This is a genomic window from Providencia hangzhouensis (genome assembly GCF_029193595.2).
Classification (GTDB): domain Bacteria; phylum Pseudomonadota; class Gammaproteobacteria; order Enterobacterales; family Enterobacteriaceae; genus Providencia; species Providencia hangzhouensis.
The window spans coordinates 2,572,404-2,595,897 of sequence record NZ_CP135052.1; the positions used below are offsets into that span (position 1 = coordinate 2,572,404).

At 41.6% G+C, this 23,494-nt stretch carries 20 protein-coding genes and 1 tRNA gene; 8 read left to right on the forward strand and 13 right to left on the reverse strand.

Annotation, left to right across the window (positions count from 1 at the left end; all coding sequences use genetic code 11):
* Positions 1 to 358 precede the first annotated feature (358 nt).
* Positions 359 to 1,564, forward strand: coding sequence for a multidrug efflux MFS transporter MdtH (gene mdtH / locus PZ638_RS11605; protein ID WP_004255096.1), 1,206 nt, complete (start codon positions 359 to 361; stop codon positions 1,562 to 1,564).
* Positions 1,565 to 1,602: 38 nt separating this feature from the next.
* The gene (locus tag PZ638_RS11610; RefSeq protein WP_094962528.1) at positions 1,603 to 2,163 is read left to right on the forward strand and encodes a lipoprotein; all 561 of its coding nucleotides are present in this window, start codon (positions 1,603 to 1,605) and stop codon (positions 2,161 to 2,163) included.
* Positions 2,164 to 2,317: 154 nt separating this feature from the next.
* Here PZ638_RS11610 and PZ638_RS11615 read toward each other — a convergent pair whose 3' ends face one another.
* Both PZ638_RS11615 and ghrA read right to left on the reverse strand, forming a co-directional pair.
* On the reverse strand, positions 2,318 to 2,869 hold the full coding sequence (locus PZ638_RS11615) for a TorD/DmsD family molecular chaperone (protein WP_164455698.1): 552 nt from the start codon (positions 2,867 to 2,869) through the stop codon (positions 2,318 to 2,320).
* Between the two features lie 137 nt (positions 2,870 to 3,006).
* Entirely contained in the window at positions 3,007 to 3,948 is a 942-nt protein-coding gene (gene ghrA, locus PZ638_RS11620) for a glyoxylate/hydroxypyruvate reductase GhrA (protein ID WP_004255104.1), read from the reverse strand.
* 337 nt (positions 3,949 to 4,285) lie between these two features.
* On the opposite strand from ghrA, the gene PZ638_RS11625 reads away from it, so the two are divergent.
* Positions 4,286 to 4,373 (forward strand) — tRNA-Ser (locus tag PZ638_RS11625).
* Positions 4,374 to 4,381: 8 nt separating this feature from the next.
* On the opposite strand, the gene PZ638_RS11630 is transcribed toward PZ638_RS11625, so the two are convergent.
* The 5 genes from PZ638_RS11630 to PZ638_RS11650 form a co-directional block, all read right to left on the reverse strand.
* Entirely contained in the window at positions 4,382 to 5,902 is a 1,521-nt protein-coding gene (locus PZ638_RS11630; RefSeq protein ID WP_180311977.1) for an alanine/glycine:cation symporter family protein, read from the reverse strand.
* An 88-nt stretch (positions 5,903 to 5,990) separates the two neighbouring features.
* Positions 5,991 to 7,475, reverse strand: a complete 1,485-nt coding sequence (locus PZ638_RS11635; protein WP_206277313.1) for an aldehyde dehydrogenase — start codon at positions 7,473 to 7,475, stop codon at positions 5,991 to 5,993.
* Between the two features lie 8 nt (positions 7,476 to 7,483).
* Entirely contained in the window at positions 7,484 to 8,350 is an 867-nt protein-coding gene (dapA, locus tag PZ638_RS11640) for a 4-hydroxy-tetrahydrodipicolinate synthase (protein WP_153673467.1), read from the reverse strand.
* Positions 8,351 to 8,367: 17 nt separating this feature from the next.
* Entirely contained in the window at positions 8,368 to 9,615 is a 1,248-nt protein-coding gene (locus PZ638_RS11645) for an NAD(P)/FAD-dependent oxidoreductase (RefSeq protein ID WP_206277314.1), read from the reverse strand.
* Between the two features lie 9 nt (positions 9,616 to 9,624).
* On the reverse strand, positions 9,625 to 10,575 hold the full coding sequence (locus PZ638_RS11650; RefSeq protein ID WP_206277315.1) for a 4-hydroxyproline epimerase: 951 nt from the start codon (positions 10,573 to 10,575) through the stop codon (positions 9,625 to 9,627).
* Between the two features lie 153 nt (positions 10,576 to 10,728).
* Here PZ638_RS11650 and PZ638_RS11655 point away from each other — a divergent pair, with 153 nt between their 5' ends.
* The 5 genes from PZ638_RS11655 (at position 10,729) to dauA (ending at position 18,117) form a co-directional block, all read left to right on the forward strand.
* Entirely contained in the window at positions 10,729 to 11,532 is an 804-nt protein-coding gene (locus tag PZ638_RS11655; RefSeq protein WP_096864840.1) for a helix-turn-helix domain-containing protein, read from the forward strand.
* Between the two features lie 239 nt (positions 11,533 to 11,771).
* Entirely contained in the window at positions 11,772 to 12,395 is a 624-nt protein-coding gene (locus PZ638_RS11660) for a CDP-alcohol phosphatidyltransferase family protein (protein ID WP_153673470.1), read from the forward strand.
* A gap of 9 nt (positions 12,396 to 12,404) precedes the next feature.
* Positions 12,405 to 14,171, forward strand: coding sequence for a bifunctional alpha/beta hydrolase/class I SAM-dependent methyltransferase (locus PZ638_RS11665; protein ID WP_206277316.1), 1,767 nt, complete (start codon positions 12,405 to 12,407; stop codon positions 14,169 to 14,171).
* 180 nt (positions 14,172 to 14,351) lie between these two features.
* Entirely contained in the window at positions 14,352 to 15,695 is a 1,344-nt protein-coding gene (locus PZ638_RS11670) for a phosphatase PAP2/dual specificity phosphatase family protein (RefSeq protein ID WP_144139930.1), read from the forward strand.
* Positions 15,696 to 16,383: 688 nt separating this feature from the next.
* Positions 16,384 to 18,117: a C4-dicarboxylic acid transporter DauA gene (gene dauA, locus PZ638_RS11675; RefSeq protein ID WP_094962517.1), complete on the forward strand. Its 1,734-nt coding sequence runs from the start codon at positions 16,384 to 16,386 to the stop codon at positions 18,115 to 18,117.
* A gap of 50 nt (positions 18,118 to 18,167) precedes the next feature.
* Here the strand turns inward: dauA and PZ638_RS11680 are convergent, their stop codons facing one another.
* The 6 genes from PZ638_RS11680 to prfA are packed head-to-tail and all read right to left on the reverse strand — an operon-like array spanning position 18,168 to position 23,485.
* Positions 18,168 to 18,902, reverse strand: coding sequence for a tetratricopeptide repeat protein (locus PZ638_RS11680; protein WP_094962516.1), 735 nt, complete (start codon positions 18,900 to 18,902; stop codon positions 18,168 to 18,170).
* Positions 18,903 to 18,922: 20 nt separating this feature from the next.
* Complete coding sequence (mnmL, locus tag PZ638_RS11685; RefSeq protein ID WP_094962515.1) at positions 18,923 to 19,825, reverse strand: tRNA modification radical SAM protein MnmL/YtqA; 903 nt, start codon at positions 19,823 to 19,825, stop codon at positions 18,923 to 18,925.
* 12 nt (positions 19,826 to 19,837) lie between these two features.
* Positions 19,838 to 20,692 (reverse strand): 3-deoxy-8-phosphooctulonate synthase, encoded by an 855-nt coding sequence (gene kdsA / locus PZ638_RS11690; protein ID WP_004255137.1) that lies wholly within the window; start codon positions 20,690 to 20,692, stop codon positions 19,838 to 19,840.
* A 45-nt stretch (positions 20,693 to 20,737) separates the two neighbouring features.
* Positions 20,738 to 21,547: an invasion regulator SirB1 gene (sirB1, locus tag PZ638_RS11695; protein ID WP_036958727.1), complete on the reverse strand. Its 810-nt coding sequence runs from the start codon at positions 21,545 to 21,547 to the stop codon at positions 20,738 to 20,740.
* 22 nt (positions 21,548 to 21,569) lie between these two features.
* Positions 21,570 to 22,403 carry a peptide chain release factor N(5)-glutamine methyltransferase gene (gene prmC, locus PZ638_RS11700; RefSeq protein WP_094962514.1) on the reverse strand — a complete coding sequence of 278 codons (834 nt, stop codon included), beginning with the start codon at positions 22,401 to 22,403 and terminating at the stop codon, positions 21,570 to 21,572.
* Complete coding sequence (gene prfA / locus PZ638_RS11705; protein ID WP_004264135.1) at positions 22,403 to 23,485, reverse strand: peptide chain release factor 1; 1,083 nt, start codon at positions 23,483 to 23,485, stop codon at positions 22,403 to 22,405. The genes prmC and prfA overlap by 1 nt, the downstream gene beginning before the upstream one ends.
* Positions 23,486 to 23,494 lie beyond the last annotated feature (9 nt).

The following is a 23,494-nucleotide window of genomic DNA, read 5'->3' on the forward strand; positions in this document are numbered from 1 at the left end:
CAATATTCTAAATAATTCGCTCTGTGACTAGGCGACCAGAGAGGATAGCTTGGGGAGCATACTCAAGTATGTGACCCAAATAGCCGAACGCAATCAACACCGTCACAGAGTGAAGTATGGCCCCCTATCAATATTCTAAATAATTCGCTCTGTGACTAGGCGACCAGAGAGGATAGCTTGGGGAGCATACTCAAGTATGTGACCCAAGGAGCCGAACGCAGTCAACACCGTCACAGAGTGAAGTATGACGAATATTTATCGATAAAAAAATATCATCTATCAAACCTCAATATACTGATATTATTAATAACTAATTTTAAGCATCATTCCCTCTTTGCTATTTTTCTGATGGTGTCTCATGGCGCAGGTGTCACGGGCAAGAAGCCTTGGTAAGTATTTCCTTTTGCTTGACAACATGTTGGTTGTCCTCGGCTTTTTTGTTGTTTTTCCGCTTATTTCCATTCGTTTTGTTGATCAACTAGGTTGGGCCGCCGTGGTGGTGGGTTTTGCCTTAGGGCTTCGTCAGTTTGTTCAACAGGGTTTAGGTATCTTTGGCGGTGCTATCGCTGACCGATTTGGTGCGAAACCCATGATTGTTATTGGAATGCTATTACGTGCCAGTGGTTTTGCAGTGATGGCAGTGGCCCATGACCCTTGGGTTTTATGGTTATCTTGCGTCCTTTCTGCACTGGGTGGAACCTTGTTTGATCCCCCACGAACCGCATTAGTTATTAAATTAACTCGCCCTTATGAACGCGGCCGTTTTTATTCTTTACTCTTAATGCAAGACAGTGCTGGAGCCGTTATTGGCGCGTTGATTGGTAGTTGGTTATTACAATATGACTTCCATTATGTCTGCTGGGTTGGCGCTGCTGTTTTTATTATTGCTGCTATCTGTAATGCTTGGTTGTTACCTGCTTATCGAATATCAACCATCAGAACCCCTATTAAAGAAGGTATGGGCCGTGTACTAAAAGACAAACGCTTTGTGACTTATGTAGTCACTTTAGCTGGCTATTTTATGTTGTCAGTACAAGTGATGCTTATGTTTCCTATTGTTGTCAATGAGTTAGCAGGGACGCCAACTGCCGTCAAATGGATGTATGCGATTGAAGCAGCGATATCCTTAACATTGCTTTACCCTATTGCTCGTTGGAGCGAAAAACATTTTCGCCTTGAGCAACGGCTCATGGCCGGGCTATTTTTAATGAGTCTCAGCATGTTTCCAATTGGCATGACAACCTCACTCAACACGCTATTTGCCCTTATTTGCCTATTTTATTTAGGTACTGTGACTGCCGACCCCGCTAGAGAAACACTAAGCGCATCACTTGCTGACCCAAGAGCCAGAGGGAGCTATATGGGCTTTAGCCGCTTAGGCCTTGCTTTAGGCGGAGCTGTCGGTTACACCGGTGGCGGCTGGATGTACGATATTGGCCACCAATGGAATATGCCACAATTACCTTGGTTCTTATTAGGGATCATCGGTTTTATCACTTTATGGGCACTGCATAAGCAATTTAACCGTAAAAAAATTGAAACAGTCATGTTGAGTGGGCAGTAATGCGCTAAACTAGCGGTATTACTGTAAAAGGAGTCTTTATGAAGAAGTTTATAATCGCCGCTATGGTGGGCTTTCTCACTCTCTTATCGGGTTGTAGTCAATTATCTGAGTTTAGTATTAGTGAATCACAAATTAATGATTATCTTGCTAATAAAGTAAAATATGACCACAAGGTCGGCATTACTGGCTTTGCTGATGCGGATATTCAACTCGCTAATTTAAAATCAGAAATCGGCCGCAGTGAACCTGGAAAAGTCGCGTTGACAGGGGATGCAAGCGTTAAATTAGACTCGCTGATTGGTAAAGCAGAAGCACAAATTAACCTGACCCTCACTGCTCGTCCTTATTTTGACGCCAAAACCGGCTCAATTTACTTAAAAGAGTTAAATATTAGCAGTTACAAGGTAACACCCGAAAATATGGATACGGCAATGTCAGCTGTTATTCCTTACTTAAATAGTTCCCTTGAAACTTTCTTTGAAACTCAGCCTGTTTATGTGTTAAATCCAGATAATGGTGCTGCTGAAGCAACTGCGAAGAAACTCGCTAAAGGTCTTGAAATCAAACCGGGCAAACTGGTCATTCCATTAGTTGATTAATTTTAACCATAAATTATTTCGATTGATAAAAGCATGAAAGGCAACAAAAAGTCTGTTGCCTTTCTAACTTATTCAATCTTCAAACAAAATTATTAATCAATACCGCTGACTAAAACATAAGTAACATCATCATAAAAAAGTGACAGCGTCACAGCTATTCGGTTTCTGAGTCAAGCTCATCACGCAGAGCAATAACTGCATCACGCGTAATTTGGGCTAAAGTACGATAAAACGTGGTTGTAGCATGCGCTTCAACTTTACCTAGAAAGCTGCCATACCAGCTAAGAATATAGCTATCAAATAATTCTTCTTGGGCGGCTGTTTCATCTTCTGCCGCTTGGTCTTCCAACCAAGAAGCCGCGAGTAGTAACGCACCAAAAGCATCCGCAGGTGCATTCGTCAGGGACATTCCTCTCACAGTTAAAAATTCGCGAACTTCTGCTTCTGTAATTTCAGAATCGTAATCATTCGCTAGCATTGAAACTGCTGGGGATTCACCTACAAACAGGGCTTGGTAATCCGCATTAACCGCATTGATATCGAGATCTTTTGCCATGCGCGACCATAATTCATCTTGCTCCAATGGCCATGATGCTTTTAATTTATCTTGAGCAATCATATCAATAAGCGGCTTTACGAGGCTATCAGAGGGACTACGTTGAAATAGTGTCCCCAAAATACGGCAGACGATTGAAAATTCGTTCATATATTATCCTATTTTTCAGATTCAGTAGTCACACCTCGTGACCGAAGCAGTTACTTTCAGTATATCGAAAAAATAGGAAAGATATTAGGGGTGATGATTGCGAGTGTTCACAAAGACCACTCGCAACAAAGAAGTGACTAATAACCGCGTTGCATATCAACCACACCAATAGGAGCTTGGCCAGCTTCGATGCGCTGGATATTACTGACAATCATATCCATAGCTTCTTTCGGTTTTGTAAAGGCGGCAACATGGGGCGTGATAGCGATGCGTGGATGCGTCCAGAACGGGTGCATTTGCGATAACGGTTCACTCGCAAAAACATCAAGCGCAGCACCTGCAACTTGCCCTGATTCAAGCGCTAAAAGCAAATCTTGCTCAATCAGATGAGCACCACGTGCAAGGTTGATAACATATGCCCCTTGCTCTAATTGGCTAAATAGTTGCTGGTTTAAAATTCCCACCGTTTCTGGCGTGCTTGGCAGAAGATTAATAATCACACGGGTTCCAGAAAGAAAGCTAGCTAATTGGTCATTACCAAAATAGCTTTTTACGTTATCAAGTTGTTTTTCAGAGCGACTCCATGTTCTTACATGAAAACCAAAGCTGACTAAGCGTTTTGCAACCGCTTGCCCTAATGCCCCTGCTCCCATAACACCAATGACAAAATCTTCGTGTTGGTAGGCTGGTAATTGCTTCCATTGTCGCTGTGATTGTAATTGGCGGTACTCATCCATACGACGAAAGTAGCTTAACACTTTTGCACAAGCGTATTCTTCCATTTGAATCGCCATTCCAGTGTCTTCCAAACGCATTACAGGAACGCCTGCCGGTAAGGTCCCAGGTTTGTCTTGTTCTTGCTTTAAAATAGCATCCACACCCGCACCTAACGCGAAAATACCTTTTAAATCACTGCGACCAGCGAGACATTCATAAGGCGGTAACCAAACCATAGCGTAATCTGCACTTTGGTTATCCCCTTTTTCCCATTGGCGAATATTCACTTGGGGTAATCGCGCTTTCATGCCCTCAATCCACTGTTTTGAATCAAAAAATGGATGGTAAAATAAAATATTCATGGCAACTCCTCTTTAGTTTCTAACAGAGTGTGCCGAATGGCATTTCTTTTCAAGTTAATCAAGCCGATACACTGTATTCAATCAGAATTTTGTTAACTAGCTAACGCTTTTTATCTTCACGACTTGCCGTTTCAAATTAACATTAAACGTATTATTTACCTTAGCTGATAACATTTAAGATTAGATAATAATCAAATTGTTTTTTATTTAGCTAAACAGCAACAAAAGTCGGAAAAAGGATAAATAGGGAGTTGACGTTAGACGCTATTTTCCCTATAGTAGCGCCCCGTTGCAGAGCAGGTTTTTATTCCCTACTCCACAACAGATTTAGAAAAACGGTGAGGTGTCCGAGAGGCTGAAGGAGCACGCCTGGAAAGTGTGTATACGGCAACGTATCGAGGGTTCGAATCCCTCCCTCACCGCCATTTTTCTTCTAGTTTTTCCTCTCTTCTTCTTGATATGCCATTCCTTGATTTTTTTTCTCTTTCGGTTCTATACCAATTCCTTGTTCGTAATATTCGCGGCTTATATCTTCCCAGAGTTCTGCATTTTCTATCCCAGCGACTTTCGGGTCAAACACCGGATCAACGCCTAGTTTTTCCTGCCGCTCAAAGTCACGCAGTGCTCGTAATGCAGGTTTCGACAGGAAGACTATGGCAATAAGATTAAGGTAACTCATACTACCGAACCCAATATCGCCAAGGCTCCACATTAAGCTCACTGACTGAACGCTTCCCATAAAAACAATAATCAGAAATACAAACTTAAGTATCAATTTCAAAATGGGGTAACGCAATTTTCTATCGAGATAAACAATCGTGGTTTCTGCAATATAGTAATAAGCCATCAAGGTTGTGAAAGCGAATAAAAATACGGCGATTGAGACAAATCCCGACCCTGCAGAAGTAAAGACTGTTGATACCGCCATTTGTGTCCATGCGGTCCCCGCGGCAACCCCGGGAACATATTCGACTAAGGCAGTCGCTGAACCATCTGGAAAAACGTTATACATATTGGTGACAAGGATCATCAAACCTGATGCTGTACACACAACGACAGTATCGATATAAATAGAAAACGCTTGAATTAAACCTTGTTTTACAGGGTGGCTTACCTCGGCTGCCGCAGAACTAAATGTGGCTTCACCCGCACCTGCCACGTTGGAAAAAACGGCACGGCGCACACCCCATGAGACAGCCGTACCAACAATACCACCGAATACAGCGTCCATTCCCATCGCACTACGGAAAATTAAACTGAACATACCCGGCACTTGTTCGTAATGGCTACCCAAGATGATCACCATCATGACGATATATGCCAATGCCATAATTGGCACGATCTTGTCTGCTGCACTCGCAATACGTTTTACACCACCAAAGATTAACCATGCCATCAGCACTGTCACAATGCCGCCTGTCGCAATTGGGGGTAAGTTAAATGCAGTTTGAAAGGAATCAGCAATGGTATTGGCTTGAATACCCGGAACCAGTACTCCATAAGATAGGCAAATAACCGCAGCCACTATAATGGCAAATGGTTTCAGTTTTAACCCTTTCTCGATATAGTAAGGGGAGCCTCCGCGGTATTGGCCATCAGAGCGCTGTTTGTATACTTGAGCAAGTGTGGATTCGATAAATGCGCTTGCTCCCCCCAATAGCCCCATGACAACCATCCAGAAGATTGCACCGGGGCCGCCTGCGGCAATGGCTGTCGCCACCCCCGCAATATTACCTACCCCTACACGCCCTGATAATGCTAAACAGAATGCTTGGAAGGAGGAAATTCCTTCTTTTGACGCTTTATTTTCCTTTAACAAACATACCATTTTAATGAGATAGCGAAACTGTACACCGCGAGTCGCTAATGTAAAATAGAGCCCAACACCTAGCGATAACACCACTAATGCATTACCCCAGATGTAACCAACGATTGTATTAACGATGGCTTCCATTTTGTACTCCTTCGTTATTGTAATTGTTTATTTGTATTTGCAGGGTAAAAAAAAACCTGAGTCCAATAAGGTACTCAGGTCAACGTTTTTATTGATGAATAAACCAGATAACCTTGGTTTGAGTGTATTGTTCAAATGCCTCTAAACCGTTGTCTTTACCGCCAAAGCCTGATTGACGAAAGCCACCAAACGGCGTTGTAATATTGCCTTCACTAAAACCATTGACTGAAACGGTGCCTGCATTAATGCGCTGTGCAATTTGCATGGCTCGGTGAATATTTTGGCTATAAAATGAAGCCGCTAAACCATATTGAGTGTTATTGGCCAAAGCGACCGCTTCATCATCAGTTTTAAAAGACGTAACGGCTAAAATAGGGCCAAAAACTTCATGCTTAAATAGTGACATTTCAGGAGTGACTTCATCAAAAATTGTCGGTTCGATATACCATCCAGCCCCCAATTCATGATGGACCTTCCCACCAGCAATGAGTTTTCCGCCCTCTTTTAATGTGGAATCTAAAAATGATTTCACTTTTTCAAAGTGAGCTTGTTCGACCATTGGCCCAATTGAAATATCCGCATGCCTTGGGTCGCCGACTTTCCATTCTTTAACGGCGACGGCAAGTTTCTCTAATAGTGTTTTTTTGATACTTTCATGCACAATTAAGCGAGAACCGCAGCTGCAATTTTCACTCATATTCCAAAAGGCAGCCGCCATAATATGCGGAATTGCCGCCTCAATATTGGCATCTTCAAACACCACTTGAGGGCTTTTTCCCCCACATTCGAGTACAATTTCTTTTAAGTTACTTTCTGCTGAATATTTTAAGAATAAACGCCCTACCTCTGTTGAACCGGTGAATGACACAACATCCACATCATGATGGCGGCCAAGAGCTTCCCCGACTTTTTCACCTAACCCACAGACTAGACTTAATGCGCCTTTAGGGACTCCTGCCTCATAGGCCAGTTCCACCATACGATAAGCACTTAATGAGGTTAATTCGGCAGGTTTCACAATCACCGAGTTGCCTACCGCGAGAGCGGGTGCCACTTTCCATGCAAACATCTGAGCAGGGAAATTCCACGGCAACACTGCACCAACCACGCCAATAGGCTCATGCACTATCAACCCCAATTCTTGATGGCTTGTTGGTGCAATTTTACCAAACAGTTTGTCAATCGCTTCGGCATACCAATAAAAGGTGTCAATCGTTGCAGGTAAATCCGTATTTAAGCATTCAGTGATAGGCTTACCTGCATCAATACAATCTAGCGCCGCAAGCTCTTCACTGTGTTTTTCAATGAGATGAGCCCATTTAAGCATGACAACTTTACGTTCTTGAGGCGATAACCCGCGCCATTCACCTTGATTAAATGTGTTACGCGCTACCTGTACCGCGGCATTAATATCGTTCGCATCACCGTCAGCAATAAAACCAATAACACTATTATCGATTGGAGTACGGTTTTCTAATTTATTTTGCTGTTCTGGGTGCCCTGCAATTAAATTGCCCGCCCACAGTTTCCCTTGTTTTGCACGTTCAAACACCTGCTGTTGGGTCATGGTCATATTTCCCCCTAGCGTTTAATTAATTTAATGAATTCATCGCGTTCTTGAGACGCTAGATTTGACAGAGGCAAACGAACCGGGCCAACATTGAACGTTCCATTCAAGCAACCCGCCTTAGCTTTTTGGTTATAGTTCCCTGACTCCATTGAGTAAATTGCAGGATAGATTTCAGTCATAATTTGCTTCGCTTGTTGCCAGTCACCCGCCTGCGCTGCATTAAAAATAGCAACTTGCTCTGCTGGGAATACGTTCCCCGCCCCCGCTATCCAACTTTTCGAACCCCAAAAGAAGAAATCCACAGGTTGGTCATCACAGCCACAAATAACCTCGAAATTTTTGAATGGTGTTTGTAATAGATGCAATGCTCGGCTAAAGCTACCGCTGCTTTCTTTGATGGCGACAATATTGTCAATTTCAGCTAACTTAATGACCGTTTCAATGTCGATTTCAATACCAATCCGAGCGGGAAAATTGTACATAATAATGGGTAATGGTGTTGATTTTGCGACTTTTTCATAATGGGCATACACCCCTTGCTGGTCCGGCAGACTATACGGCGGAGGCGATAACATTAACCCTTCATAACCGAGCTCTTGAGCTTGTTTCGCGCGTGCAATTGCCCCCTCGGTTGATAAGTCGTTAATGCCCGCAATTAATGCCACTCGCCCTTTTGCAATCTTGCAAACGGTAGATAACACGGTTTTACGTTCATCTTCATTTAAAGCGTAATATTCCCCTGTTGTCCCACAAACTACTAAACCGGTAACACCTTGCTCAATAAGTTTTTCAGTTAATTCAGCAAGTGCACTGACATTTAGTGTTAAATCATCATGAAACGGGGTCACTAAAGGAACAAGAATGCCATGGAAATTCATTTGAATTCTCCTCAAAATTAAAGAAATCGTTCAATGGAAAAAGGGGTACAGTCGATGCTTGTCGGCTGCTGATGAATAAAACTATTCACAATATCTGCGGTGATCGCCGCTTGGGTTAACCCCAAGTGTTGGTGACCAAATGCAAAAATATAGGGACCTTTGTGGTCTAAAACTGGCAATGAGTCTGATGTGGATGGGCGAAACCCCATCCATGATGTCGATTGTTGGCTATTTAATGCTTCTTTGAGCATTGGTTGTGCTAACGGAAGAAAATGTTGAGCACGCTGCATATTTGCGGGGCGCTTTAGCCCTGCGTATTCCACGGTTCCTGCAAGGCGTAACCCTTGAGACATTGGCGTCATAATAAAACGCCTATCCATACTTGATACAGGTATTGATAAACGGCTTAATTCATTAGGCAACATCAGGTGATAACCACGCTCTGTTTCAAGTGGCACTTTGATGCGGCTGACCATTTTGACTAATGATTTAGAGAATGCGCCACCTGCAATAACAATTTTTTGTCCTGTGAACTGCCCTTGGGTCGTTGTCAATACGGCTTGTTGATTCGATGTTGATGTAATTTCTGTTACTTCACAGTGGGTTAATGCCTGCCCACCCGCTTGTAAAAACGCCTCGGTCAACTTTTGGTGTAATGCACATAAATCCACAACATGGCCTGTATCTGGATAAAAAACACCCCCGATTTGGCTTTCAGATAAAGCAGGTTCGCGTGTGAGTAGCGCATCTTGACCAATCAATTGATTTGTCACACCAATACTTTGTAGGTACTCACTGTGCTGACTTAATTTATCGAGAGTTTCTTTTTTCTCAGCCACCAACAGTGACCCCTTCATTTTGACAAGGTCACTTAATTGCCATTTTTGAATAAATGCTTGCCATGAATCAAAAGCGGCACTATTTAATGTCGTCAAAGTGTGATGAATATGGGTAAAAGGCTTATGGCGCATATTACCCAATAATTTTATTAACCAAGGGGTTAAGGGTAATAGATAACGCCAATCCAAGCGCAAAGGCCCTAATGGGTCAAGTAGCATTTTTGGAAGTGATTTTAAGACACTCGGGTCAGCAATCGGAAAAACTTGTTCTGTCGCAATATGCCCTGCGTTGCCAAATGAGGCGCCTTGGCCAATTTCATGTTTATCAAGCAACAATACGTTTGACCCATTAGCTTGAACTGTCAGCGCAATACTCAGGCCAATAATACCGCCACCCACTACAATCACTGGATATTTGCGTTCCATTTCATTCCCCTATGCCACCGAAATTCCAAACCGAAATGGGTCTTGTTCATCTATCAATAAGGTATTTTTCCCACTGATATAGGCATGTCCGCGAATAGTAGGAATAATGCCGTTTTCATCTGCCTGCTGAAAACTGGTTTGAAATTGGCTACCAATAACACTGGCTTGATGCCAAATTTCACCAGCTGCCAGCTTTTTATCTGCCGCTAAGCAGGCAAGTTTGGCGCTAGTCCCTGTTCCACAAGGCGAGCGGTCATAAGCGCCACCAGGGCACAAAACAAAACTTTGGCTATTAGCATTGGGGTGTGAACCGAATAATTCGATATGGTCAATTTCTTGGTCATCTTTACCGTAGATACCTTGATCAGCTAAGGCTTGTTTAATCTTTAAGCTGACTTCTGTCAGTAATTTAATATTTTGGTAATCAATGGCGACTGGTGACTGTTCAACAAGAAAAAACCAATTTCCGCCCCAAGCAATATCCCCAGTAATGGGGCCGAGGTCTGGAACATTAACTTGTACCGCTTTGCGATAACGATATGAATAAACATTCTGAATGCTCACGCTACCATCTTGGTGTAGTTGCGCCGTCACATCTCCTACCGGAGTTTCAATAAGATGTTTGCCATAAGTGATATGACCGAGAAAATGCAACGAAGCCACTAAACCGATAGTGCCGTGGCCACACATTCCCAGATAACCTTGATTGTTAAAAAAAATCACACCTGCTGTTGCCGCTGGGTTTTGTGGTTTGCAGAGTAATGCGCCAACAAGAATGTCATTGCCACGTGGCTCTAAAATGGTGGTTTTACGCCATACATCATGTTGCTTGCGTAATTGCTCCAATCTCGATGCCATGCTTTGTTGCCCTAAATCAGGGAATCCATCAATGACTAGCCGAGTTGGCTCGCCTGCGGTATGGGAATCGATAACTTCAATTTTGGTATATTGAGATTGCATCAGCTAGCATCCTATTTATTATCATTGTTAATAGAATGCTTGATTTTTGTTAACAACTCTTGATATCTTTCTAACAAACTTATGCGGTTTTCTGCACAATCTCAAAATATTTAACAGAATTAGTAAGATTAATTTAATATTTCGGAGCGCAGCATGATCAATCTAAATAAATTGCTATTGATTAGTCAGGAAAATATGCTGTTTCCCGTTGATAATATTGACGTTTTATTAAATCATTTAGGTTTAATCATGCCTCTAATTAATACCTTGCCTAATGTGACTTTTTTTATAAAAGACCATAATGCAAAGTATTTATTAGCTAATGATAATCTAGCTACTCGTTGTAAAATCGACAGTGTTAATCATCTCGTTGGTAAAGGCGCTGAGGATATTTTTCATTCGGAACTCGGCCAAAGCTATAGTTCTCAGGACTATTTAGTGATGGAAAAGAAAATTAGCGTCATTAATAAACTAGAGCTTCACCTGTATAAAGCGGGTTTGTTGGGATGGTGCTTAACGACTAAGGTTCCTATTTTTAATACACGTAACCAGGTTATTGGGGTTGCAGGAATTTCAGTGGATTTACAAGATGTAAAATCTGTCAGTCCTAAGCTGAACAACCAGCTTAGCCGTGTTGAACGCCATATTAGTGAACATTTTGATACCGCTATAAAAATGACAACTCTTGCTGAAATATCTGGCCTCTCCCTTTCCCAATTAAACCGCCAGTTTAAAGCTATTTTTTTGATAACCCCTCAGCAATATATTCAAAAAATGCGGCTTGAACATGCTATTGAACTGCTCGAAGATGATTTTTCAATCACTGAGATTTCCAGTAAATGTGCCTACGCTGATCACAGCGCTTTTTGCCGTAAATTCAAAGAAATGACCACAATGACACCCAGCCAATTTAAACGAATGCGTTCAAAAATCGATAAACAAAAGATATTGACGTGATCGGGTATCATATTGTTAATCTGTTTTCCTCAACGTGAATAAATCCATTCCATTTAATTTCATTAAATGTTTTTAGTTAATTATTCAAATAGTTAGAATAATTTTTTTACTAAAATAACACGGCTATATTCCTTGGTTATTTTCTAACTTAAGATAGCTCTTATTGCAGACATCAATCAATCGGGTATTGATATATCCCAAAGCTGCATCATTGTGCAGTGACGAGAAAGGAACACTCAATGACCATTTACGATCTGAAACCTAAATTTCAAGATCTGCTTCGTCCAATTGTTCATAAGTTATTTAGTGTGGGAGTTACCGCCAACCAAGTCACCTTGGCGGCTTTACTTTTATCCGTGATCAGCGGAATGCTATTACTGTTCATTCCAAATCCGCACCTGTTTATTTTATTACCTTTCGTTCTGTTTATTCGTATGGCACTCAATGCGATTGATGGCATGTTAGCAAGAGAACACAACCAGAAAAGCCATCTGGGTGCAATATTAAATGAGCTTGGTGATGTCATTTCAGATGTCGCACTCTACTCACCATTTGCCGTTATTTTCCCTCAAGCATTTTGGCTTATTTTATTAATTCTATTTCTTGCGCTACTCACTGAGTTTATTGGCGTTATCGCTCAATCAATTGGTGCATCTCGGCGCTATGACGGCCCTATTGGTAAAAGTGATCGAGCCTTTATTTTTGGTACGCTAGGACTGCTCGTTAGCATTTTTCCACAGATTATCTTTTCTAGTTGGGTAAATTATCTGTTTATCCTTTTAACTTTGTTGCTGTTTTATACTTGCTATAACCGTATTCGCCGTGCTCTTTGTGAATTATCTACACCTGCGAATAATAATTAAGGAAGAATTATGAACGTTCAGACAGATTATCTGACGCAACGTCCCGTTATTGAGTCCCAATTTACCACCAGTGACCATACTTCTCTTTTTTATCGACATTGGCCAACAGAAACGCCGACCAACAAAGCGATTATTTTATTTCATCGAGGCCATGAACATTCCGGCCGAGTCGCCCATTTAGTCGATGAACTCAATTTACCTGACTATGCTATGTTTGCATGGGATGCCCGTGGCCATGGTAGAAATGATGGCCCTCGAGGTTATAGCCCTTCACTAAGCACATCCATCAATGATGTCGATGAGTTTGTGCGTTACATTTCCGCTGAATATAATATTCCGTTAGAAAATATCATTGTCATTGGGCAAAGTGTTGGTGCCGTTCTTGTCTCCGCTTGGGTTCATGACTACGCCCCCAAAATTCGAGGGATGGTACTCGCCTCCCCTGCATTTAAAGTTAAATTGTATGTTCCATTTGCCCGAACAGGGCTTGCTTTAATGCAAAAGGCTCGAGGCTTGTTCTATGTAAATTCGTATGTTAAAGCTAAATTTCTCACTCACGATGCACAACGAATTGATTCGTTTAATCGCGACCCATTGATCACTCGCCCTATTGCCGTCAATATTTTACTTGAGCTGTATAAAACGGCTGATCGCATCGTTGCTGATGCGGGTGCAATTACTTTGCCCACTCAACTATTTATTTCGGGTAGCGACCACGTTGTTCACCACCGACCTCAACATCAGTTTTTTGAAAAATTAAACACCCCAATAAAAGAAAAGCATATATTACCCGGTTTTTATCATGACACTTTAGGTGAAAAAGAACGCCATATCCCACTTGAGAAAATCCGTGAGTTTATTGGCAAATTATTCGCCTTACCGTGCTACCAACATAATTATCAATATGAAGATACGTGGAGTGTCAGCGCTGAAAAATATCGTTCACTCATGACTCCATTACCTAAATGGTGCCCCAAAAATCTTGCTTATAAAATTATGAGCAAATCAATGAGCACACTTGGCAAAGCTTCTGAAGGTATTCGTATTGGTTATGATAAAGGGTTTGATTCAGGTTCGACCCTTGATTACGTATATCGGGATAAAGCGCAGGGGAAAGGCTTGTTTGGCCGTGTGATTGATAGGCAATATCTCAACAGTATTGGCTGGCAAGGAATACGCCAACGCAAAGTCAATATTGAAAACATCATTCGGCAGGCTATTCGTGACCTAACAGAGAAAGGGACTCCCGTGCGAATTATGGATATTGCCGCAGGCCAAGGTCGTTATATTTTTGATGCGATTAATGACTATGGAAAAGTCGAGTCCGTCCTGCTAAGAGACTATAGCCCTATCAATGTTGAGCAAGGGCGATTACATATAAAAGAACGTTACCTTGAAGACAAAATCCAATTTACTGAAGGTAATGCTTTTGATGCCGATGATCTAGCTGCGGTTTCACCATCGCCAACAATTGGCATCGTCAGTGGTTTGTATGAGCTGTTCCCCAATAATGAAATGATAAAGGCTTCATTAAATGGGCTTTCTCGGGCAATTCCATCTGGCGGGCTATTAATTTATACCTGTCAACCATGGCACCCTCAAGTTGAAATGATTGCCCGGGTACTCCCAAGCCACCAAGGTGGGCAAGCATGGGTTATGCGTTGCCGTAGCCAAGGCGAAATGGATGCTTTAGTTGAAGAAGCGGGCTTTGAAAAACTAAACCAATCAATTGATAACTGGGGCATATTCAGCGTATCTATAGCTAGACGGCGTTAATCTAGTTATCCTCCAGAGTGATTGGTGACACATTATTGCCATCAATCACTTACTTCAACTTTAGATGATAGCCGTTGTTTATTGTTAGCAAAGCACCTATGCTGCTTAGCGTTATTTGTTTTCCCAATCATTTACTAATATCACCACCAGTTCGTTGACATTTAAGGAATAGGATAAAGGATGATAACTGCAACCCGCGAACCTCAACAGGTTGTACCTCGTCGCAAAATATTACTGTCTGGTTTGTTATGGTTAGTTTTTCTAGCACCTTTTTTCTTCTTAACTTATGGCCAAGTCAATACCTATACCGCAACGTTAGACCAGGTTCCCTCTATCGTTTTTTCTTGGGAAACACATATCCCATTTCTTCCTTGGACTATCATTCCCTATTGGAGCATTGACTTATTCTATGGGTTATCATTATTTATTTGCACGACCTGTAAAGAACAAACCATCCACGGCTTACGGCTGATCACGGCTTCTCTTGTTGCTTGTATTGGTTTTTTGCTATTTCCACTAAAGTTTAGTTTCCCTCGACCAAGCACTGATGGCCTATTTGGCTGGATGTTTAACAGCCTAGAGCTATTTGATCTCCCCTTTAACCAAGCCCCTTCATTACATATTATTTTATTGTGGATCCTATGGTTACGTTTTCGAGCACATACACCAACAAAATGGCGCTGGTTGCTTCATAGTTGGTCTGTTTTAATTTTAATTTCAGTTCTAACCACATGGCAACACCACTTTATTGATGTCATCACTGGCTTTGTCGTTGGCCTATTAATTAGCTATTTACTTCCTATACAAACCCATTGGCAATGGCATTACACAGGTTCTCCTCGCAGTTTTAAAATGAGTAAAAACTATGGAACCAGTTCTCTTGCTTGTTTTATTCTTGCTTTTACCTTCCAAGGGTTCGCTTGGTTACTATTATGGCCTGCTATTGCCCTCTTTTTTATTACCCTTGGCTACTTAGGAGCCGGAGCCAGCGTTTTCCAAAAAACACCGGAAGGTAATATTTCCCCTTCAGCTGCTATTTTATTACTGCCATACCGGCTGATTGCTTGGGGAACCTATCATTACTTCGCTAAGCACTGCGCACAACCCAGTATTGTCAGTAAACATATTGTTTTGGGAGGGCGCCCGCTTTACGCTTTGCAAACTCAAGCTGTTTTAGATATGACTTGCGAATGGCCTCGCAATTCTTACAGTAAAGGGCTGAAATATTGTAGCCAACCGCAAATTGATTTGTTACCTCTAAGCGCGGAAGATATCGAAAAGTCAGTCCATACTATGGATGAGTTGGTAAAACACGGTGCGGTATATATTCATTGCAAATTAGGTTACTCACGAAGTGCGACTGTGGCTGTTGCATGGCTGGTACATCATGGTGATGCTAAAAATATAGAAGGGGCCGTAGTATTAGTTGAGCAAACTCGCCCACAAGTGATTTTAAATACAGCAACGATAGAGCAGCTGAATTATTGGTATACCCATTACCACCTAAACCGAGTGAAAAAATGAATACATTGATGAATAAACAACAAGGTGAAGTCATCACTATTTTGACTCATAGTTGGCGTTATTTCGCTGTAGGGTCTGTATTAGCATTATTTTGCCAATTAAGTTTATTTTTGGATTCTAATTACCCTAAATATATTTTATTCGTCAATGTAATTATATTTATAATTTGCCAATATTATATATATCGCCTATGGCTAGATAACCATTTCTTTAAAATTATCTACACACATAATGAAACAGAACATTTTGATAACGCTTTAAATTTTTTATTTCCAAGCAAAATTAAACATTGTACGATGCAGCAAAGGTGGTCTGGGACTAAACGTCTTTTCATACGTGCTCTTGGGCTAGTACTACTGCAATGGATAGGATTATTGGTAGCAATCATAACAATCTAGCCATTATACGTGTTGACTAATTATTTATTTATAATGATTTATAATTACTACTTAAAAAATAAAATTACGATTACATCATTCACATATACAGTCTAAAAAAGAAAAATAGCCATATAAAATGTACTCTAACTATTTTTCTTTATAATATAACGGTTTTTTACTTTTGTTACTGAAAACGTTATGATAATTGCAGATTCATTGATACATAACAGATTTTTTTTAGATTGCTAAGCGTATCCTTATAGGTACATCTTTCGTTTATTTTTCACCCTGTTATTTGGTAGGGTATAATGAGTACAAAAAAAATTAATAGGTTGCGCCCTTTTAGTGCGCTAATAGATTCTTGTTGGAAAGAAAAATATACGGCTACCCGCTTTATTAAGGATTTAATCGCGGGTATTACCGTGGGTATTATCGCTATCCCCCTCGCAATGGCTTTGGCTATCGCTAGCGGTGTTCCGCCTCAATATGGGCTTTATACTGCCGCGATTGCTGGGATCGTCATCGCGGTAACTGGTGGGTCACGCTATAGCGTTTCAGGCCCCACAGCGGCTTTTGTGGTGATCCTCTATCCTGTCTCTCAACAATTTGGGTTAAGTGGGTTATTAGTCGCCACATTGATGTCGGGTGTCATACTTCTTGCGATGGGGTTTGCTCGCTTTGGTAAGTTTATTGAATACATACCCGTTTCTGTCACCTTAGGCTTTACTTCGGGAATTGCTATCACCATTGCTACCATGCAAATTAAAGATTTCTTTGGCTTGCAAATGGCGCATGTCCCAGAAAACTATGTTGATAAGCTCATTGCTATTGGCAATACCTTCCCCACTTTTCAGTACAGTGACACACTAATTGGTCTTTCAACCCTTTTGGTGCTTATCTTCTGGCCTAAACTAAAATTAAAACTTCCCGGCCATTTGCCAGCCCTTATTGTCGGGACTTTCGTCATGTGGGTACTTTCATTATTTGGTATGGAAGTCGCGACTATCGGTTCTGAATTTAGCTATTTATTGCCTGATGGTACTGAAGGTAATGGTATTCCCCCTATCCTACCGCAGTTTATTTTGCCATGGGAACTCCCCGGAAGTGCGCCAATCAACTGGGCGATGATCACCGCATTAATGCCTGCAGCATTTTCTATGGCGGTACTTGGCGCAATTGAGTCACTGTTATGTGCTGTAGTATTGGACAACATGACAGGAACCAAGCACCATTCCAATAGTGAACTTATTGGCCAAGGTGTGGGGAACATTGCGGCGCCTTTTTTTGGTGGGATCACAGCAACCGCTGCAATAGCACGCTCTGCAGCTAACGTCCGTGCAGGTGCTACATCCCCCATTTCTGCGATTATTCACTCAATACTGGTGATACTTACATTATTAGTTCTTGCACCAATGCTCTCTTATCTGCCATTAGCCGCAATGTCTGCATTACTATTGATTGTGGCTTGGAACATGAGTGCTGCGGGCAAAGTCGTTTACCTGATTAAACGCGCGCCAAAAGATGACATTATTGTATTAGTACTATGTATGTCTCTAACTGTTCTATTTGACATGGTTATTGCTATCACTGTCGGGATTGTTCTCGCGTCATTATTGTTCATGCGGCGTATTGCCAATATGACCCGTTCAACACAACTCGCAGAAACAGACGAAGAGCGAAGCCGTTTAGTCGTAAGAATAAATGGCCCGTTATTTTTCGCTGCTGCTGAGCGTATTTTCGATGAATTGCGCGTCAAAAGCGCAGGTTATGAAACCATTATTATGCAATGGGACGCAGTGCCGGTTTTAGATGCAGGTGGTTTAGAAGCTTTCGAAAAATTCATAGATGCCGTACGCAAAGATACCCATGTCTTAGTTTGTGACATTCCGTTCCAGCCATTAAAAACTTTGGCAAGAGCGAAAGTGACACCTATTGAAGGCATATTGAGCTTTTATAATTCAATGGATCATGCACTTGAAGCCGTTAAAGCTATCGAACAGGCAGGTTCTATCGACACAGAAAAACCAACAACAACGCCTTAACTTAGGTATCAAAGCAAACCGCCATGCTATTTCACATGGCGGTTTAGCTATCACTCACTAAAACAAAACATCTCATTCCCTGCATTTTTTCCTTTTTCGCAGGCTATTTCCCTTAATTTTTTTGCTTTAACTTGGTCGATGGTCACCGTTCCTGTGTTATCTTCAGAAAATCTAAACGCAGCCATCCACTCTGCATAGCCTGGATAAGTCATCTCATTTGCTTTATCAAACCATTGCTGTGCTTGCTTTTCGTCTTTTGCAACGCCTTTGCCATCTAAATAGATAACACCAAGTAAAATTGGAGCAATAAAATAATCCGGGTTATTTAACGCATTAACTTCATTAAGAAGTTCTATAGATTGTTGATAATCCGTTTTGCCTGCAATTGGATTTATCAATGACTCTGCTAAACTGATTTTTCCGCGCGTACTGCCCATTTCAACCGCTTTTGTCGCGTATTTACGGGCATCAGCCAATTCCTGCGAAAAGTAACTATCACTTAATAGATTGATATCCGCCAATAATGCATAACCATCCGCATTACCGTTTTTTGCCGCTTCATTTGCCCATAAACGCGCATTATTAAAATTTTGTAGGACACCTAAACCGGAAAAATACATTTGAGCAAGTTGGTACTGAGCAAGGGCATCTTTCTTGACTGCTTTTTGGTAAGTTTGTACGAATTTTTGTTTATCTTCAGGAGTAATATCAAGTTGAGCGGCAGCTTGAAAAGAAAACGTAATTAGAGATGAAACGATAATAGCTTTATAAAAATTTGATTTCATAGTTGTTCTCATTAAAGAAGTCAAAGCGCGGAGCCTTGCCCTCCCCATTTTAAGAAATATTGATATAAATTATTCATTCCCACCCAATGATTTTCACACCAGTTCGGGGCGAGCAAAGTTGGCTTTCTTGCACTTGCACTGATACGGTGGTAGACAATGTCAGTCGGAGTATGACGTACCATTTCACCAGCAGTTTGGGTATATTCATCAAGAGAAAGCGTTGCCAAGCGCCCTGCTCGCCAACTTTTGGCCATCACACTGCCTTCAACAATATGTAACGGATGTAATTTGATACCATCCGTTCCGCATTCAAGCACTTTATCAAGTGTTTCCATGTTCATTTGGCCATTTTCCCCGGGTAATCCACAAATCAAATGCGTACACACTTTTAATCCAAGGCTACGGGCTTTTTGCGTTGTTTGTCGGTATGCATCAAAACCATGGCCACGATTAATACGATGTAGTGTTTTATCATGAGCACTTTGTAAACCTAGCTCAAGCCATATTTCATAGCCTTTCTGTTGATACTGGCCTAACAAAGACAAAACGGATTCAGGGACACAGTCAGGGCGAGTTCCTACGCATAAACCAACAATATCGGCTTGCAGTAAGGCTTCTTCATAAAGTTGTTTTAATAGGCTTACTTCGGCATAAGTGCTGGTATAGGCTTGAAAATAAGCTAAATAACGTTTTGCGCGGGAAATTCGGGTGATCTGTTGGTGAATTTGTTCACTAATAGTTTGAGATGACTGACTTTCATCAGCAAAAGAGGCCACATTACAAAAAGTGCAGCCTCCTCGCCCAAGGGTGCCATCACGGTTCGGGCAATTAAAGCCACCATGTAAGGTGATTTTATAGATTTTTTCACCATATCGGCGCTGTAAATCAGCGCCGAACATAGAAACGACTTCAGTGAGTTGCATAAACCGCCTAACTTAGCGACTTGTATCTAACTCTGGGAAGCTTTTTACAACTTCGTCAATTGCTTTCATTTGTTTCAGGAATGGTTCCAGCTTATCTAATGGCAGTGCTGATGGGCCATCGCAACGTGCGTTGTCTGGGTCTGGATGCGCTTCAAGGAATAAACCTGCTATTCCAACCGCCATTCCAGCTCTTGCCAACTCAGCAACTTGACCACGACGGCCACCAGATGCTGCACCGAACGGGTCGCGGCATTGCAGTGCATGGGTTACGTCGAAAATGACAGGACAGCCTTTTGATGCTTGGACCATGACATTAAAGCCAAGCATATCAACCACTAGATTGTCATAACCAAAGTTCGCACCGCGGTCGCAAAGAATAATTTTATCATTACCGCCTTCGATAAATTTCTCGACGATATTCCCCATTTGCCCTGGGCTGATAAACTGTGGTTTTTTAATATTAATTACTGCATCTGTTTTAGCCATTGCCGCAACTAAATCTGTTTGGCGAGCTAAGAACGCAGGTAATTGGATAACATCAACGACTTCAGCAACAGGGGCGGCCTGTGCTGGCTCATGAACATCCGTAATGATTTTTACGCCAAATGTTTGTTTCAACTCTTGGAATATTTTCATTCCTTCTTCAAGACCAGGGCCACGATAAGAGTGGATTGATGAGCGATTTGCTTTATCAAATGACGCTTTAAAAACATAAGGAATTCCCAGCTTTTGTGTCACCGTGACATAATGCTCACACACTTTCATCGCCATATCGCGGGATTCTAATACATTCATTCCACCAAATAACACAAACGGCAAGTCGTTCGCGACATTGATATCACCAATATTGACTACTTTCTGTTGCATACTCTTACCTTAAATATTAAAACAGGGGATAGGCCTGTATGTTAATTAATGTAATACGACCGGATGGTTATCCAGCGAATAAATTTGTATTTTAATCATTTCAGAAACAGGGTCTTCTGGGCAATGCTCAATAAAATAATTGAGATCGCTCAATGCCACATGATTACAGTCTAAATGTGCCAGAATTAACCCTCGGTCACGAATTTCGTAAGGGTCTTCAGGGTCAAGAGTCAGAAGCGTTTCACAAACCCGCAACGCTAATTCCATCTTTTTCTCTTCCATTAATGACGCTTTTAATGTGTCAAAAATTTTACGAATGACAACGCTGTTTTCTGCTACATCCAGTTGGTCATGGTAAAATTCAGAAAAAGGATCAACTGTTCCTTTGAGCCATAAATTTAATGTGTGTAATGATAAAGACTCGCCATTAACAGGGTTAATTACCCATTGGCTGCCATCATTTCTTTCACTGATAAATAATAATTGCGTAGGAAAAATAGCGGGATAAATCGCAATACCAAGGCGTTCGGCAACATACAAGAAGATAGCACCGAGTGTCACTGGCGTACCTTGCTTAGATGACAATACTTTATCTAACCACAGCATATCCGATAACAAATAAATTCCTTCAGCTGGACCAAACGACCATTCTTGGTAGAAAAGTGAAGTCAATTGCTGAATTTTTGTTTCATTATCAGCAGTTAAATCGATACAAGACTTGGCTGATGATACTAAGCTATCTAACTGAGCTTGCACTTTCATCAGCGGGAAATCATGACGGATACATTGTGACACAGTCATGATCCCTTCACTTAAAGGGAGTTGATTAAACTCTATATTCGCTATGGTTTTCATTACATTCCCACTGCTACGCCACTTAACCATTCCATTGACCGAGTGAAATTCGCTCTCTTCCACCATAATCAAGACAAGTCTCAATTTTGGTGTACCCATGTACTTTAAATAAATCACGCACCGCAAGACCTTGTGTCCAGCCATGCTCAAGAAGCAACCACCCTTGATTTTTAAGATACTTTTTAGATTCTTTAATGATATGCATTAAATCAGCTAAGCCTTCATCCTTCGCCACTAGAGCGGTTAACGGCTCAAATCGCACATCACCTTCACTGAGGTGCATATCATTTTCATCAATATAGGGTGGATTACTGATAATCATATCAAATTGTTGAATTGATAGTGAAGAAAACCAATTACTTTGTATAAATTTGACATTTGAAATATTCAAACGCTGCTGATTTCGTTGTGCTAAAGCAACTGCATCAGGGTTAAAATCAACACCAATAACCTGACTTTGTTGCATCTCTGACGCCAAAGCCAATGCAATCGCCCCTGTCCCAGTGCCTAAATCTAAAATTTGATTTTTTTGCTCTGTTAGCCTAGATAATGCTTGTTCAATAATGCATTCAGTATCTGGCCTAGGTATTAGTGTTGCAGGAGAGACATAAAGAGGAAGAGACCAGAACTCACGTTCACCGATAATATAGGCGATAGGCTCACCTTTCTCACGGCGTTGTAAAAGTAATTCAGCTTGTTGGAATTCTTCGGCTTTGAGTTCTGTTTCACCAAAAGCAAAAAGATAGGTACGACTGCGGCCTGTGACATGTTCCAGTAAAATTTCAGCGTCTCGCTTTGCACTGTCACTTGCAGACAGCCGATTCGCTGCCTGCTTGACCCATTCGATATATTGCATTATTCCTGCTCAGACAACGCAGAAAGTTGGTCTGCCTGGTATTCATTGATGATAGGTTGGATAAGTGAATCCAGTTTTCCTTCCATCACTTCATCCAAACGGTATAACGTTAAGTTGATACGGTGGTCAGTCACTCGGCCTTGAGGGAAATTATAGGTACGAATACGGTCAGAACGGTCACCAGAACCCAACAGGTTACGACGTTCAGAGGCTTCCGCGGCTTGGCGTTTATCCATTTCTGCTTGGCGAATACGCGCACCTAACACAGACATCGCTTTCGCTTTGTTTTTATGTTGTGAACGTTCATCTTGGCACTCAACAACGATACCTGTTGGAATATGGGTAATACGAATTGCAGAATCTGTGGTGTTAACGTGCTGACCACCCGCTCCCGATGAACGGAAGGTATCAATACGTAAGTCCGCAGGGCTGATCTCAGGTAACTCAGCTTCTGGCAGTTCAGGTAAAATAGCCACAGTACAAGCAGAAGTGTGGATACGGCCTTGAGATTCAGTTTCAGGGACACGTTGAACACGATGACCGCCTGACTCAAACTTTAAGCGACCATAAACGCTATCACCGGAAATTTTCGCGATAACTTCTTTAAAACCGCCATGTTCACCATCACTCGTGCTCATTAATTCAACGCGCCAGCGGTTGTTTTCTGCATAGCGGCTATACATACGGAATAAATCACCCGCAAAAATTGCCGCTTCGTCTCCCCCTGCTCCCGCACGGATTTCAACGAAGCAGTTATATTCATCATCAGGATCTTTCGGAAGCAATAACAATTGTAATTGCTGTTCGAGCTCTTCATTGCGCGCTTTGGCTTCTTTAAGCTCTTCTTGAGCCATTTCTTTCATTTCAGGATCGTCTAACAACATTTCAGCTGTTTCGATGTCATCCTGTACTGTGCGCCATGCGCTAAAGCATTTAGCGACATCAGACAATTGAGCATATTCTTTTGATAAAGCACGAAAACGGTCTTGATCGGCAATTACACCTGCATCAGCAAGGTGCGCTTCAATTTCTTCGTAGCGTTCTTGTAATGCTTCTAGTTTTGCGACAATAGAAGGCTTCATTCGTTATAT